Here is a 14,974-nt window from a genome sequence, read left to right on the forward strand (position 1 = left end):
ATACTTCTCAGGTGACTGCAACACTGCGCATCAGCGGCCTCTCTGCTTCCCGGGGAGAACGCACCCTGTTCTCCGACCTCGATCTCACCGTTGCCCCCGGCGACGTCATCGGCCTCGTCGGCGCGAACGGCGCCGGCAAGTCGACGCTTCTCACCGCACTGGCCGGAATCGGAACCGCCGACGTCGAGGGTTCGATCATCCTCAGCCCACCGGATGCTGCGGTCGGTTACCTCGCGCAGGAACCCGATCGCATCGAGGGTGAGACCGTCCTCGAGTTCCTCGGCCGCCGCACCGGCGTCGCCCACGCCGAGGAAGTCATGAACGCCGCAGCCGAAACCCTGGCCGAAGCCGAAGAGGATCTGTACTCCCCGGCACTGGAACGCTGGCTCGCTCTCGGCGGCGCCGACCTGCTCGAGCGCGCCGAGAAGGTGGTCGAAGAACTCGGTCTCGGAGTTCCACTCGATGCACATATGACGGCATTGTCCGGCGGTCAGGCCGCGCGCGCCGGCCTCGCGTCACTGTTGCTTTCGCGCTACGACATTCTCTTGTTGGACGAGCCCACCAACGATCTCGACCTACGCGGTCTCGAGCAGTTGGAGCGATTTGTCGCCGAGACGCGCGCAGCACTGGTTGTCGTGAGCCATGATCGCGAGTTCCTCTCGCGCACCGTCACCGGAATCGTGGAACTCGATCTGGCACAACAGGACATCGCCGTGTACGACGGCGGCTACGAGTCGTACCTCGCCGAACGCGAGATCGCCCGCCAGCACGCACGCGAGGCGTTCGAGGAATACGCAGGCACCCGCTCCGATCTCGAAGATCGCGCACAGATGCAGCGCAACTGGATGGAACACGGCGTCCGCAACGCGCGTCGTAAAGCCAAGGACAACGACAAGATCGGACGCGGATTGCGGACCGAGTCGACGGAGAAGCAAGCCGCGAAGGCCCGCCAGACTCAACGCCGCATCGAGCGACTCGAAGTCGTCGAGGAACCGCGCAAGGAGTGGGAACTTCGTATGGAGATCGCGGCGGCGCCGCGGTCCGGTTCCGTTGTCGCAACCACGAACGGCGCCAAGGTAACTCGCGGTCAGTTCACGTTCGGTCCGGTCACGACGCAGATCGACTGGGGCGATCGAATTCTCGTCACGGGCGCGAACGGGGCAGGCAAGACCACCCTCCTCAACGTCCTGCTCGGCAAACTCGTCCCGGACGAGGGCATCGCGTCGCTGGGTTCCGGTGTCGCGATCGGTGAGATCGATCAGGCGCGTGGATTGTTCGAAGGTGATCAACCAGTCGTGGAGGCCTTCGGTGCGCAGGTTCCGGACTGGCCCGATGCCGATGTCCGCACTCTCCTCGCCAAGTTCGGCCTGCGCGGACACCACGTACTCAGATCTGCCGCTTCCCTGTCCCCCGGCGAGAGAACAAGGGCTGCACTTGCTTTGCTCCAGGCTCGCGGCGTGAACCTACTGGTACTGGACGAGCCGACGAACCATCTCGACCTTCCGGCGATCGAACAGCTCGAGCAGGCAATGGAGTCGTTCGAGGGAACCCTCCTTCTGGTCACTCACGATCGACGCATGCTGCAGTCCACCCGAAGCACGCGCCGGTGGAGAATGGAGAACGGACAGCTCTTCGAGGAGTAGCCGATCGACTCTGCTTGCGCAGACAACCCGCGTGTGCAACTATTTATCTGGCGCACGCAATAGTTGCATGCGCGGCATAGGTGGCCCGCGGATGACATGATCCCCCGTCGAGCTGCCACATCCCAGTCCCGAAAGGCACTCTTCAATGTTGTCGATCCCCGACCGCACACTGACTCACGGAACCACCGGCGAGCCGATCACCATCCCGCAACTCGGGTACGGCGTTTTCCAGGTACCGGACGCACAGACCGAAGAGGTCACTGCCGCAGCTCTCGAGATCGGCTACCGCCACATCGACACGGCCGCGATCTACGGAAATGAAGCCGGGGTCGGCCGCGCCATCGCAGGTTCGGATATCCCTAGGTCAGAGCTGTTCGTCACCACCAAGCTGTGGAATGACGATCAGGGCCACGACCGAACACTCGCCGCTTTCGACACGAGCCTCGACAAGCTCGGACTCGACTACGTCGACCTGTATCTGATCCACTGGCCCGCGCCGGCAAAGGGCCTGTTCGTGGAAACGTGGGCCGCTTTCGAGGAGATCCTCGCCTCCGGCCGTGCCCGTGCGATCGGCGTGTCCAACTTCCTGCCCGAGCACCTCGAACTGCTGGCCAAGCACAGCTCGATCACCCCGGCCGTCAACCAGATCGAATTGCACCCCAGACTGCAACAGCACGCGTCACGGGAGTACGCGCGAAGTCGCGGCATCGAAATCGAGGCTTGGAGCCCATTGGGACAGGGAACCATCCTCGACGACCCGGCCATCGGGAAAATTGCTGCAGCACAAGGCAAGAGCCCGGCACAGATCATTCTGCGCTGGCATCTCGAACAGGGTCACACCGTTCTGTCGAAGTCGGTCACGCCTGCCCGCATGCGCGACAACGCCGCAATCTTCGACTTCGCACTCGATGCCGACGAGTCAGCGGCCATCGCAGCGCTGAACACCGACAGCCGTGTCGGGCCTGATCCAGTCGAATTGAACTGAATCGAAACGGCTTCAAGAATTTTCGTGGGGAGTCAACGTCAGCAGCACAGAATCGACGGACTGCTCGGCCAGGAGCGCGTCCAGCGGTAAGTGACGGAACAACGCTCGGTAATAGATCGGCGACGCCAGCGCGTCCAGGACGAAGTCCATGTCGAAGTCGCTCCGTATGTCGCCGCGTAGGCGCGCCGATTCCAGCACCGCCGCAGTGGAATCGCGTCGAGGCTGAAAGAATGCCGACTGGAAATCCCGCGCCAATTCCGCGTCCGCCGCCAGATCCGCGACCAACGCGGGCAGGATCCGACCGACTACCGTTTCGCTCAGCCCCACAACCAATGTCGTGATGCCGGCGACCAGGTCTGCCCTGAGATCGCCGGTGTCCGGCGTTGGATCAGTGCCGATGTGCGCCACGACGACGTCCACCACCAGATGCCGCTTCGACGGCCATCTCCGGTAGATGGCGGGTCGATGCACGCCCGCTCTCGTCGCCACCGAACCGATCGACAGCTCCGCATATCCGTTCTCCCCCAACAACTCCAGGGTTGCCGCCAGAACGGCGTCGTCGATCCGCTCGTCGCGGGCGCGCACCATCTACAGCACCGGCCGCGGCATGAGCACCAGACGCCAGCCGTCGGGATCTTCGAAAGTCATCCCCGCATTCTCCTCCCAGTACGGATTCTCGGCGCCAACGGGTTCGTGCCCTGCTTCCCCCAACCTCTGAACTACCTCGTACATCGCCGACTCGCCGGCGAAGTAGAGCACCAACAGGTTGTCCTGCGTCGGCGCCGGGCACGGGCTTCCGTCTTCGTGGGTCGTGAATTCGAGGTGATAGTTCGAATCCGGCAGACCCAGCATGATTCCGTCGTACCCGGCATGACCGGAGAACCGGTAGAGCTCTGGCAATCCCAGACAGTCGCGATAGAACGCAATCACGTCGTCGAGCCTGTCGGTGGGTCGCGCTACGCGCACTTGCACTACTGCGAGGTCGTTCGGCCAAGTTGTCATTCCAAAACAGTACAGTACGTACCGTAATGTTTCGAGAAAATGGCTGCCAGCCTCCCGACGGCAGCTCGCTTCAACTACAAGCGATCATTCTCCGGAAACGCCGCCTTGGGCATGAACTTCGGCCTGGCGAACAGCACAGACAGTTTAGTGGGCTGCGACTCCACCGGGCGATCGGACCGGTACAGCAACGCCTGCTGCGGGGTACTCACCCATTCACTGGCGAAGATCTCACCGAGGCGCGAAACCGGCACGTGCGACCCGTCCTCGAGTCGAACGGTGACGTCCGCCCCGATGTCCGACTGGCCGTACACGACCCACCACGATTCGCCTTCCACATCCCCCGGAGTGTGCTGCCCGATACCGATGACTGCACCCTTCTCCATCGGATCGCGCCAGACCGCTTCGCGCCCTTGCGGTCCCACGCAGTAGCTACCATCCTCGCGCACCTGCACGACCAGGCCGGACTCTTCGAGCACCAACTGTTCGACCACTATGCCAAGCCCCTTCCGTTGCCCGAACCTTATCCGCCGCCACGCCCCAGAAGCGGAACAATCGCGGTTCGTGTTGACAAATTGTTGGGTTTTTACAACACTTTGATGCATGAGCCCAGTCCGGCGGGGAGACGCGCTCCCCATCTTCAATCGCATCGGAGTGCTTCGCGCCGAGCGGAAGATGAGCCGGGCACAGCTTGCGCAACTCGTCGACGTGAATCCGCAGACGGTGGGGGCACTCGAACGCGGTGACCACTACCCCAGCCTGGATCTTGCATTCCGAATCTGCTGGGTGTTCGACCTCCCGGTGGAGGCGGTGTTCTCCCGGACAGAGTTCGGGCCGCTGTCGACGGAGGTCTACCGGAATGCACCGTCGACGGAGGTCTACCGGAATGCACCGTCGACGGAGGTCTACCGATCTGACCGCACTACCGAGGGGAGTGAAAAGCCAAGTGCCTGAATCAAATCTGATCGACCGCTACCAGGCCCACCGCACTCGGCGGTTCCTGCAGAACGAGGAGACGTTCCGACATTGGCTCCCGAATTGGCGAACCCGTCGACGTCGGCGCGTACTCGTCGTCGCCCTGGCGGTCCTGTTCACCACGATGGTTGCCGTCAGCACAGCATGCCTGTTCAATCCGCTCTTCGCCGTGGCATGGCCGGTCCTCACCCTGCTGTTCCTGCCGACGTGGTCCTCACTTCAAATCGTGTCGGGCCGGCAAGGGGATGCTCCGCGGCAGGCGTTGGACGAATGGGAGATCCAGCAACGCAACGACGCTCGCTCCGTCGGGCTCAGCGTGACCCAAACGTTGGTCTTCATTGTCGCCATTTTCCTCATTTTCACCTCGTCGGTGCAGTGGAATGTAGAGAGGCTGCCTTACACGGGAGGTTTATTGGCACTGACTGCAATGCTGATCGGCGCGTGCACGCCCGCGATGATTCTCTCGTGGACCAATCCAGACCCGGATCCGATTGATTCGGAAGAGTTCGATCTCTGACCCGTATTACCGAAGCGCACCACTCGACCGATGGGAAGGACCCATGTCAGCCACCCTCACGATCGACGGCATCTCGAAACGCTACGGCGACGTCGTCGCACTCGACAACCTGAGTTTCGAAGTGCGCCCAGGCGAGATCTTCGGATTCGTCGGCAGCAACGGCGCCGGCAAGACGACCACGATGCGCATTGCGCTGGGTGTGCTCGGAGCAGATTCGGGAGAAGTTCGCCTCGGCGGCAAACCCGTCGACCTCGACGTGCGTCGCACTATCGGATACATGCCGGAGGAACGCGGCCTCTACCCCAAGATGAAGGTGGGAGCGCAACTTTCCTATCTGGCCGAGCTACACGGACTCTCGAAGGCCGACGCGCACGCGGCCACTGAGCGGTGGACCGAACGTCTGGGCATCGCCGAACGCGTCAAGGACACCGTCGATTCCCTGTCCCTCGGTAATCAGCAACGTGTGCAGCTCGCGGCGGCGCTGGTTCACGACCCATCGGTACTCGTTCTGGACGAACCGTTTTCGGGCCTCGACCCCGTAGCAGTCGATGTCATGAGTGACGTGCTGGTCGAGAAGGCTCGCACCGGCGTTCCCGTAATCTTCTCCAGCCATCAGCTGGATCTGGTGGAGCGCCTGTGCGATCGCGTGGGCATCATCAGCCGCGGCAGCATGCGAGAGATCGGAACCGTCGACGAGCTACGAGGCAAGGGCGACGGCCGAATCGAAGTCTTCGCCCCTGACGCGCCGGTCGGTTGGGCACACCATCTGATCGGTGTCACCACACTGAGCCACCTCGACGGCCGAACGCTCCTGAGCGTCGACGGCACGGCCGACGATCAGCAGATCCTGCACGCAGCATTGAAAACCGGACCGGTGCACGAGTTCACGCTACGACGTCCGTCACTGACCGATCTGTTCCGAGAGGTAGTAGCCGCATGAGCAACCAGTTGAGCGGAGGTCGAGCCATCGGGTTGGTCGCCCGACGCGAATTCATGACGCAGATCTCGAAGAAGAGTTTTGTGATCAGCAACGTCATCATTCTGGTCGCGATCATCGGCGGCATCATCGCCTTCTCGCTCTTCTCCGGCGGCGACGAGGACAAGTCGAAGATCGGCTTGGTCGGCAACCAATCACTCAGTGCCACGATGGTGTCCATCGGCGACACCCTCGGAAATCCGGTGACGGTAACGGAGGTTTCCGACGACGGCACCGCGCGTGATCAAGTCAAGGACGGCGACCTCGACGTGGCCGTGATCGCTGGATCGGGCGGCGGCGTCACTGTCGTGACCAAGAAGGAAGTAGCCACGAATCTGCGGGCCGTCATCGAGAGTTCCGTTGCACAGCAGGCACAATCGAATGCGCTTTCCGCTGCGGGGATCGACCCGGCTCAGCTCGCCGAAGCCACGTCCACCGCAGTGGTCACCATCGATGCCATCGATCCCCCGGATCCCGAACAGGGCCAACGTATAGCGATGTCGATCGCTGCTGTGGTGCTCCTGTACATGCAGATCCTGTTGTTCGGAACGTACGTGGCGATGGGCGTCGTCGAGGAGAAGTCCAGCCGTGTCGTCGAGTTGCTGCTCTCCACTCTCCGTCCACTGCAGTTGTTGTGGGGCAAGGTTCTCGGAATCGGTGCTGTCGGCCTGATGCAGATGGCTGCCTATGCCGTCGCGGGCGTCGCCACCGGACTGGCGACGGGCGTCCTGACCGTGACGGGCACCGCAATCGGCGTTCTGTTCGGCACTCTCGGGTGGTTCATTCTCGGCTTCCTCTTCTTCGCCGTGCTGTACGCCGCCGCCGGGTCCATGGTCTCGCGACAGGAGGACGTCAACGCCACCGCGATGCCTCTCGCGCTGCTCGTCATGGCAATGGTCAGCGTGGCTTTCGTTTCGGTGAGCAATCCAGAAGGAACCCTGAGCAACGTGTTGAGTTGGATTCCGCCGTTCTCGGCAATCCTCATGCCCCTGCGCATTTCCGCCGGTGTTGCTTCTCCGTTCCAGATCGTGGGAACGATTCTGCTGATGCTGGTGGTGACCGCTGCGCTGTCGATGATCGCGGCAAAGATCTACCAGCGCTCCATCCTTCGCATCGGCAAGGTCGTTTCGTGGAAAGAGGCGTTCGGACGCTGATTTATCCGGCACACAACTGACGCCACACGATCCCGGCAGCACCCCGTCCAGGTAGGTTCATCCTGGACGGGGTGCTGCTTACTTGGAGGACGTTGTGCGAATCTCGGCCGAAGAACTACTCACTGCGGTACTCGATCCCGAGAGCTTCGTCTCTTGGGACTCCCCGCCCGTCGACGTCGGACCTGGCGCGAAATACGCGGAAGACCTGGCGAAGGCCCGCGAGAAGAGCGGAGTTGACGAGTCCGTCGTCACCGGTGTGGGTACGGTTCGGGGCCGTCGGGTCGCGGTAATTGCCTGTGAATTCAGCTTTCTCGCCGGTTCCATCGGAGTCGCCGCGGCCGAGCGGATCGTGACCGCCGTCGAACGTGCTACGGCAGAACAACTCCCGCTGCTCGCCTCGCCCACCTCCGGCGGAACGCGGATGCAGGAGGGCACCGTCGCCTTCGTTCAGATGGTGAAGATCGCTGCGGCAGTGGCTGTTCACAAAGCGGCACACCTGCCCTACCTGGTCTACCTGCGCAATCCCACCACCGGCGGGGTCTTTGCCTCGTGGGGATCCCTCGGCCACATCACCGTCGCGGAACCCGGTGCTCTGGTGGGATTCCTCGGACCCCGTGTCTACGAATCGCTGTACGGCGAAAAGTTTCCCGACGGTATCCAGACGTCCGAAAACTTGTATCGCAACGGCGTGATCGACGGCGTCGTCCCCGTCGACCGCCTCCGTCTGCTGGTCAACCGAGCGTTGTGCGTGCTCACCGATCCCCCGGCCCCGGCGGCCACGGACCCGATTCCCTCACCCGAGATTCCCGATGTTCCCGCCTGGCAGTCGGTGATGCTCTCGCGCCGGGCCGATCGACCCGGCATCCGGCAGTTGCTCCGCCATGCCGCAACTGAACAGGTACCGCTCAGCGGCACCGGGCAGGGTGAAACCGACAAGACGATCTTGCTCTCGCTCGCCCGCTTCCGAGGCTTTCCGTGCATCCTGCTCGGCCAAGACCGCAGTGGCCAATCCGCGCTCACCACGATGGGACCGGCCGCGCTCAGGGAAGCGCGACGGGGCATGAAACTTGCCGAAGAACTACAACTCCCGCTTGTCCTCGTGATCGACACTTTGGGCGCGTCGCTGTCCAAAGAAGCTGAAGAACGTGGACTGGCCCCTGAGATCGCCCGTTGCATCGCCGACCTCGTGACGCTGAAGACCCCGACAGTGTCGGTGTTGCTCGGCCAGGGAACAGGCGGCGGGGCGCTCGCGCTGCTGCCCGCCGATCGGGTACTCGCGGCACAGAACGGGTGGCTCGCTCCCCTGCCGCCGGAAGGCGCAAGCGCGATCGTCCATCGCGACATCAGTCACGCACCGGAGATGGCGGCAGCGCAGGGCATTCGTTCGTTGGATCTGCTTCGAGACGGCGTGATCGACGCGATCATTCCCGAAACGCCTGACGCGGCCGACGAACCCGTGGAATTCTCCAAGAGGGTAGGGGCTGCGATAGCGCACGAACTCTTCGTGCTTGCCGAAGAGTCGGACACCGATCGCCAGTCCTCCCGTATCGCGCGCTATCGAAACCTGGGAGTTCCGCAATGACGACGAAGGACCGGAATGCGCTGACGCTGCCGCACAGTTACGACCGCGCGGCACTCGCTCGTTTCGAATTGTTCCTGTTCGCGGGCATCGCCACCGTGCTGATCACCCGCGCTTATCTGGCGGCAACGGGCTATCCCCAGATCGGGGGCGGCGCCCTCCACATCGCACACGTTCTCTGGGGCGGATTGCTGATGGCCGTAGCCATCGTGGCGACCGCCATCACCGAAGGCTCTCGCACGCGTGACCTGGCCACGCTCGTCGGCGGAATCGGGTTCGGTCTCTTCATTGACGAGGTCGGAAAATTCGTCACCGCCGACGTCGATTACTTCTACCAGCCTGCCATCGCGATCATGTACGTCGTCTTCGTTCTCTTCTATCTTGCCGCGCGCGAGGTGGTGATTCGGCGCGGAATGAATGATCGTCATCGGCTCGCCATCGGGGCGCGAGCGCTCTCGGACCTCGCTCTCGGTCAGCTCGACGAGATCCAGTACAACCACGCCCTCCGCGTACTCGACGGCGTCGAAGACCGCAGCCTCACCGACCTCGTCGATTCGATCAAAGCCGGCCTGCATTCACAGACTCCGCCGACCGGCGGTATCGAATCGAAGATCACTCGTGGCCGCAACGCGTTCTTCCACCGTGCCGAGGAACTGCTCCGGCACCGGGTCGTCCGCCGACTGGTACTGACCCTGTTCGTACTGCAGGCTCTTCTGGCGATTGTCCAGGTGATCTACGCGTTGGTTTCCGAGAACGTCGTCGAGGCCGACGACGTCTCCGACCTGGTGGTCCAGATCTCCACCGTCGCAACCGGAGTTCTTGTGGTTCTGGGAGTGTGGTTCCTCTTCCGAGGTCCGTACCTGCGAGCCTTGAGGCTCCTGCGTGCATCCCTCATCGTGAGCCTTCTGGTGACGCAGGTTTATCTGTTCACACAGGACCAGTTCGGCGCGCTTTTCGGATTCGCGGTGTCACTGTTCATGCTCGCGACTCTCCGCATCGCGATTCGAAGCGAAGAGGCCGCCGCGGCTCTACCGCAGTGAGATCGCAGGCCGACTCGGTAGATCGCGGATTCCGCGGAGGGGGCTGAAGAGCAAGACCAATCCGCACGGCGCGATCAGGCAGGCCATGATCCACATCGTCCCGCGCGGTCCCACTGCGTCGCCGAGATAGCCTGCCGTCAGAGCACCGAGCGGAATGCTGCTGTGCAGCAGGAACATACTCGTTGCCACCACTCGTCCGAGGCGGTCCGGCGGACAGTAACTTTGACGGAAACTGCCGAGCACCACGTTGCACGACACGACGCCCGCAACCATCACCATGCCGCCGATGCAGAACCAGAACAGGCCGGCACCGTACGTCGTCAGAGGTGCTAACAGGATGAACGGTCCCGTCACCAACTGACAGATGAGGACGCTTCGGGCAGTGCCGAATCTGCGGCCGAGCGGGCGCGCGATCATCGATCCGACAACTCCGCCCACCCCGGCAATCGCCAGGAGAAGCCCGAGTCCGAACTCCCCCACGCCAACCGTCTTTTCCAGGAACACGATCTGGATCGTGGAGTACCCGGTGAGACCGAAATTGAGCAGAGTGCCGTAGACGACGATCGACCGCAGATACGGATCACCGGCGACGAATCGCAGTCCGAGCGCAATCTGGCGTCGCAACGGTTCTCGCTGATTCTGTCCGCGATGGACGGTCTCCTGCACACGAATCAGCCAGATGCATACAAAGCAGAAGGCGAACGTGAACGCGTCGACAACCAGACCGGCCGCGAGCCCGACAGTTGCAACCACCAGCCCACCGACGCTTGGGCCGATCACCCGAGTTGCGGCCTCGGCGCCCTGAATCTTCGAGTTCCCTTCGACAAGATCCGCTTCGGCGAGCACCGTGGGGAGATACGAGTGATAGGCCGCCTGGAAGAAGACGGTGGCTGTACCGGTGAGCAGCGCGACCAGGAGCAGGTGGCCGTATGTCATCGCCTCCAGGAAGCCGGCGATCGCGAGGCTCGCGAAGAACAGCGCGCACGCAGCGTTCGCGATCATCATGATCGGACGCCGAGGCAGCCGGTCGATCCAGGCACCGGCTGGTAGTCCGACGATCAACCACGGCAACCACACTGCTGATGCCAGCACACCGATCCGGAAGCTACTCGCGTCCAGTTCGCGAAGCGCGATCAGCGGCAGTACGACGGTCGTGACACCGTTTCCGATACCGCTGACTGCGTCGCCGGTCCACAGAAGTCGGAAGTCACGCAGAGCGAGGACTCCCCAGAAGCCTGCGCGTTGCGCTGCACCTGTCACATCGATCCCCCTTTCCGTCCCTGGCTTATCCCACCCCTACGCGCCACTGGCCGACGGGACAGGCCCGCCCGGCGCAAAGGGACGGTACCCCCACCGCTACTGAGGCGCACCGCACTGACGGTGACCTAAGGTGTTTCAGGTCACCGGTAAGCGAAGTTCACGAGAGGACACACGTCGATGAGCTCTTCCGAGCAGGCGTCCCACACCACGTATGCCGACGCATATCGCGAGAGCATGGATCAGCCGGAGAAGTTCTGGCTCGACGCTGCGCGGGCCGTCGACTGGGATGTCGCGCCCACCAAGGCTCTCGACGACTCTGCCGCGCCGATCTATCGCTGGTTCCCGGATGCTTCGCTCAACACCAGCTTCAATGCCCTCGATCGGCACGTCCGCGACGGCCGCGGCGATCAGACCGCGTTGATCTTCGACTCCGCGATGGTCCCCACCAAGGCCACGTACACCTACGCCGAATTGCTCGAGCAGGTCTCACTCTTCGCCGGCGTCTTGAAAGATCAGGGTGTGGTGGCGGGCGACCGCGTGATCATCTACATGCCGATGATCCCCGAGGCTGCGATCGCGATGCTCGCGTGTGCGCGAATCGGCGCGGTGCATTCGGTGGTGTTCGGCGGCTTTGCGGCCAAGGAGCTCGCAACCCGTATCGACGACGCCGGTCCAGTGGTGCTCGTGACGGCGTCCGGCGGCCTCGAACCCGGACGAACAATCGAGTACCTGCCGATGGTCGAGAAGGCTCTGCAACTGTCCGCCACTCCCGCGCACACCGTGATCGTGAAGAATCGCGAGCAGATTCCCGGTGCAGCTTCCGACTACAAGTCAAGTGCCGCAGCCTGGTTCGACTGGGACGAGCTGATCGCCGACGCCACCCCGGCCGACCCGGTGTCGGTCGCCGCGACGGATCCGCTCTACATCCTCTACACCTCGGGAACGACCGGTAAGCCCAAGGGCGTCGTCCGGGACAACGGTGGCCATGCCGTTGCGCTGACGTGGACCATGAAGAATCTGTACGACATCAGCCCAGGACAGGTGTGGTGGACCGCCTCCGACGTCGGCTGGGTGGTCGGCCACTCCTACATCGTCTACGGACCGTTGCTCGCCGGAGCCACGACGGTCATGTACGAAGGCAAGCCCGTCGGCACCCCCGACGCCGGTGCGTTCTGGCGCATCATTTCCGAATACAACGTGTCGGCACTCTTCACCGCTCCGACAGCGATCCGCGCGGTCCGCAAGGCCGACCCGTACGCAAAAGAGCTTGCCAAGTACGACATCTCGTCGCTCGACACACTGTTCGCGGCCGGCGAGCGCTTGGATCCCGACACCTACGAGTGGGCTACTCGGATTCTCGATCGCCCGGTGGTCGATCACTGGTGGCAGACCGAAACCGGTTGGGCCATCTGCGCGAACCTGCGCGGCCTCGAACCGATGGAGATCAAAGCGGGCTCACCCACCGTCGCCTGCCCCGGATACCGCGTCGAAATCGTCGACGGCAAGGGCGAACTCGTGGGTCCGGGCACCGAGGGCAACATCGTGATCGGCCTGCCGCTTCCTCCCGGAACACTCGCCGGACTGTGGCGTGACGAGGACCGGTACGTGAAGTCCTACCTGTCGACTTTCGAAGGGTATTACCTCACCGGCGACTCCGGGTACATCGACGAGGACAACTACGTCTTCGTGCTCGGACGAAGTGACGACGTGATCAACGTTGCCGGACATCGCCTTTCGACCGGAAGCATGGAGGCCGTCGTCGCCGGCCACCCGGCTGTCGCCGAATGCGCGGTCATCGGCATTCACGACGAACTCAAGGGGCAACGGCCGAGCGGTTACGTCGTGCTCAAGTCCGGCGTCGACATCGATCCCGAAACACTCCGACAAGAACTGGTCGCGCGGGTGCGAGACCAGATCGGTGCCGTCGCCACGTTCCGGGACGTCACCGTCGTCGCCGCACTACCGAAGACTCGTTCCGGCAAGATCCTCCGCAAGACCATGCGGCAGATCGCCGACAACGAGGAGTACACGGTCCCGTCGACCATCGAGGACGCGAGCGTATTGGACGAGTTGTCCAAACTCCTTCGCGGATAAGGATTCAGCGAATTCCCCTGTCTGTCTGCCTCCGGACGTAGCAGTATGAACACGTTCCAGTTTTCAACGATTCAGACGGGCAGGGGAAGTTCGATGGGCAATTTGGACGGTCAGGTCGCATTCATCACCGGAGCGGCGCGTGGTCAAGGGCGCGCGCATGCCGTCAAGCTCGCGTCCGAGGGCGCGGACATCATCGCGGTGGATCTCTGCGCGCCGGTCGCAACGGCGGGGTACGACATGGCCACCGAAGCCGACCTCGCCCAGACCGTCGCCCTGGTCGAAGCTCAGGGCCGGCGTATCGTCGCATCCGTCGCGGACACTCGCGACCTCGATGCCCTGAAATCAGCGGTCGACGCCGGAGTCGAGAAACTCGGCCGATTGGACATCGTGATCGCCAACGCGGGAATCGCGGCGTCGGCGAAATTGTCCTGGGACCTGAGCGCCGAAGAGTTCCGCGAGCTGATGGACATCAACGTCACCGGCGTCTGGTTGACGACCAAGGTGTCGATTCCGCACATCATGAACGGCAATCGAGGTGGATCCATTGTGTTGATCAGCTCGATGGCCGGGCTTCGAGGCGTGCCGGGGATTGCACATTACTCCGCGTCCAAGCACGCCGTTCGGGGGCTGGCGAAGTCTCTGGCCAACGAACTCGGCTGGGCAGACATCCGAGTCAACTCCGTACACCCGGGCAATGTGCGAACGACGATGATCGACAACGAACCGATGGTTCGTGCGTTCCGTCCAGACTTGGAGAATCCTGTCCTCGCCGATACCGCTCCGATCATGTCGAAGCTGAATCTGCTGCCCCACCCGTGGGTCGACCCCGAAGTGATTGCGGATGCGGTGTTCTATCTGGTGGGGCCGGCCGGGCGCGGGATCACCGGCATCGCGTTGCCGATCGATCTCGGCACCTCGGAAAAATTCGCCGGCGGCTGAAGGCCCGAACTGATGCAGAATTGCCTCTGCCGGATGGGTCTCGAGCACCATCCGGCAGAGGCAATTCCGGCTTGATCAAGCCTTCGTAGCAACAGAACAAGTAGTCGACAACCTCATAGGCGCTCCTCGTCTGGTGTGGGAAAAACCGTTGTGGGATGCGCAACAAACCCAAGACCCAGCGTAGAAGCATTTGGCCGCAAACGCGCGTCATTCGGCACTATTTTTTTGGATTCGGGCATACTGGACAACGCTCCCACCACGTATTATGGACCCGAGTTCACACTTACAGGGGGTAGGCACAGTGACGGTCAAATACGCCGTAATGGACCCGATTCACGGAAAAGTCGAGATCTCGTTCGATGTCGACACGGGGGTCGTCGACGTCCGAAACGGCAACTCACACGCTCTGTTGACGCGTCGAGTCGATGCCCCGCGCCGTGAAGGCACACCCATCGGAACGCGCGCCGCCGCCGACTTGTTCTTCACTGTCGGTGGCGACGAAGTCGAACTCACTGTCGGCAAAGGGTTTCTGTCCCGTCGCTCGTACTCTGTCTCGGCACTCGTCGACGGCGTGAGTTTGAACTTCGCCCCAGTCGACGACGCGAACAGTGCATTCACCCGCGACGGAGTGCGGATCGGGCACTTCTCCAAGAACGAGGAATCCGATCCCAGACAGACCGACGCAGTCTGGTCGAGCACGCCGAGCACCGACGAACTCGTCATCGGTTACGCCCTGGCCGAAGCCTTCGATTGCGGAGCACTCAACGGGGCTTTTGCGTTGATCGAATCACTGGTGCTCGGCGGCGGATAGAG

The 14,974-nt window shown here is 62.7% G+C and carries 15 protein-coding genes; 11 read left to right on the forward strand and 4 right to left on the reverse strand.

Annotated elements, in window-relative coordinates; genetic code table 11:
* Positions 1–11: 11 nt before the first annotated feature.
* Both ACBG85_RS21655 and ACBG85_RS21660 read left to right on the forward strand, forming a co-directional pair.
* A complete protein-coding gene (locus ACBG85_RS21655; RefSeq protein ID WP_030535395.1) occupies positions 12–1,643 on the forward strand; it encodes an ABC-F family ATP-binding cassette domain-containing protein in 1,632 nt (543 codons plus the stop codon).
* A 145-nt stretch (positions 1,644–1,788) separates the two neighbouring features.
* The gene (locus tag ACBG85_RS21660) at positions 1,789–2,628 is read left to right on the forward strand and encodes an aldo/keto reductase (RefSeq protein WP_372024783.1); all 840 of its coding nucleotides are present in this window, start codon (positions 1,789–1,791) and stop codon (positions 2,626–2,628) included.
* A 12-nt stretch (positions 2,629–2,640) separates the two neighbouring features.
* Here the strand turns inward: ACBG85_RS21660 and ACBG85_RS21665 are convergent, their stop codons facing one another.
* The 3 genes from ACBG85_RS21665 to ACBG85_RS21675 form a co-directional block, all read right to left on the reverse strand.
* On the reverse strand, positions 2,641–3,216 hold the full coding sequence (locus ACBG85_RS21665; RefSeq protein ID WP_075834124.1) for a TetR/AcrR family transcriptional regulator: 576 nt from the start codon (positions 3,214–3,216) through the stop codon (positions 2,641–2,643).
* Positions 3,217–3,630, reverse strand: coding sequence for a VOC family protein (locus ACBG85_RS21670; protein WP_021332241.1), 414 nt, complete (start codon positions 3,628–3,630; stop codon positions 3,217–3,219).
* 74 nt (positions 3,631–3,704) lie between these two features.
* Positions 3,705–4,121, reverse strand: coding sequence for a hypothetical protein (locus ACBG85_RS21675; RefSeq protein WP_003940252.1), 417 nt, complete (start codon positions 4,119–4,121; stop codon positions 3,705–3,707).
* Positions 4,122–4,230: 109 nt separating this feature from the next.
* Here ACBG85_RS21675 and ACBG85_RS21680 point away from each other — a divergent pair, with 109 nt between their 5' ends.
* The 6 genes from ACBG85_RS21680 (at position 4,231) to ACBG85_RS21705 (ending at position 9,868) form a co-directional block, all read left to right on the forward strand.
* The gene (locus ACBG85_RS21680) at positions 4,231–4,581 is read left to right on the forward strand and encodes a helix-turn-helix transcriptional regulator (RefSeq protein ID WP_042952669.1); all 351 of its coding nucleotides are present in this window, start codon (positions 4,231–4,233) and stop codon (positions 4,579–4,581) included.
* A complete protein-coding gene (locus ACBG85_RS21685; RefSeq protein WP_003939943.1) occupies positions 4,574–5,119 on the forward strand; it encodes a hypothetical protein in 546 nt (181 codons plus the stop codon). The genes ACBG85_RS21680 and ACBG85_RS21685 overlap by 8 nt, the downstream gene beginning before the upstream one ends.
* A 43-nt stretch (positions 5,120–5,162) precedes the next feature.
* Positions 5,163–6,059: an ABC transporter ATP-binding protein gene (locus tag ACBG85_RS21690; RefSeq protein WP_003939757.1), complete on the forward strand. Its 897-nt coding sequence runs from the start codon at positions 5,163–5,165 to the stop codon at positions 6,057–6,059.
* Positions 6,056–7,249, forward strand: a complete 1,194-nt coding sequence (locus ACBG85_RS21695) for an ABC transporter permease (RefSeq protein ID WP_007733417.1) — start codon at positions 6,056–6,058, stop codon at positions 7,247–7,249. Before ACBG85_RS21690 ends, ACBG85_RS21695 begins: the two co-directional genes overlap by 4 nt.
* 94 nt (positions 7,250–7,343) lie before the next feature.
* Positions 7,344–8,831: a carboxyl transferase domain-containing protein gene (locus ACBG85_RS21700; RefSeq protein ID WP_003940141.1), complete on the forward strand. Its 1,488-nt coding sequence runs from the start codon at positions 7,344–7,346 to the stop codon at positions 8,829–8,831.
* Entirely contained in the window at positions 8,828–9,868 is a 1,041-nt protein-coding gene (locus ACBG85_RS21705) for a hypothetical protein (RefSeq protein WP_020908745.1), read from the forward strand. Before ACBG85_RS21700 ends, ACBG85_RS21705 begins: the two co-directional genes overlap by 4 nt.
* Here the strand turns inward: ACBG85_RS21705 and ACBG85_RS21710 are convergent.
* Entirely contained in the window at positions 9,857–11,128 is a 1,272-nt protein-coding gene (locus ACBG85_RS21710) for an MFS transporter (RefSeq protein WP_372024792.1), read from the reverse strand. The two genes, ACBG85_RS21705 and ACBG85_RS21710, sit on opposite strands and share 12 nt — an antisense overlap.
* Positions 11,129–11,305: 177 nt before the next feature.
* On the opposite strand from ACBG85_RS21710, the gene ACBG85_RS21715 reads away from it, so the two are divergent.
* From ACBG85_RS21715 to ACBG85_RS21725, 3 genes are all read left to right on the forward strand, one after another.
* The gene (locus ACBG85_RS21715) at positions 11,306–13,222 is read left to right on the forward strand and encodes a propionyl-CoA synthetase (RefSeq protein ID WP_372024795.1); all 1,917 of its coding nucleotides are present in this window, start codon (positions 11,306–11,308) and stop codon (positions 13,220–13,222) included.
* 93 nt (positions 13,223–13,315) lie between these two features.
* Complete coding sequence (locus ACBG85_RS21720; protein WP_020970454.1) at positions 13,316–14,161, forward strand: mycofactocin-coupled SDR family oxidoreductase; 846 nt, start codon at positions 13,316–13,318, stop codon at positions 14,159–14,161.
* A 301-nt stretch (positions 14,162–14,462) separates the two neighbouring features.
* Positions 14,463–14,972 carry a hypothetical protein gene (locus tag ACBG85_RS21725; RefSeq protein ID WP_257233514.1) on the forward strand — a complete coding sequence of 170 codons (510 nt, stop codon included), beginning with the start codon at positions 14,463–14,465 and terminating at the stop codon, positions 14,970–14,972.
* The last annotated feature ends 2 nt before the right edge of the window (positions 14,973–14,974 follow it).

This window comes from Rhodococcus sp. NyZ502 (assembly GCF_041464245.1).
GTDB lineage: Bacteria > Actinomycetota > Actinomycetes > Mycobacteriales > Mycobacteriaceae > Rhodococcus_F > Rhodococcus_F qingshengii.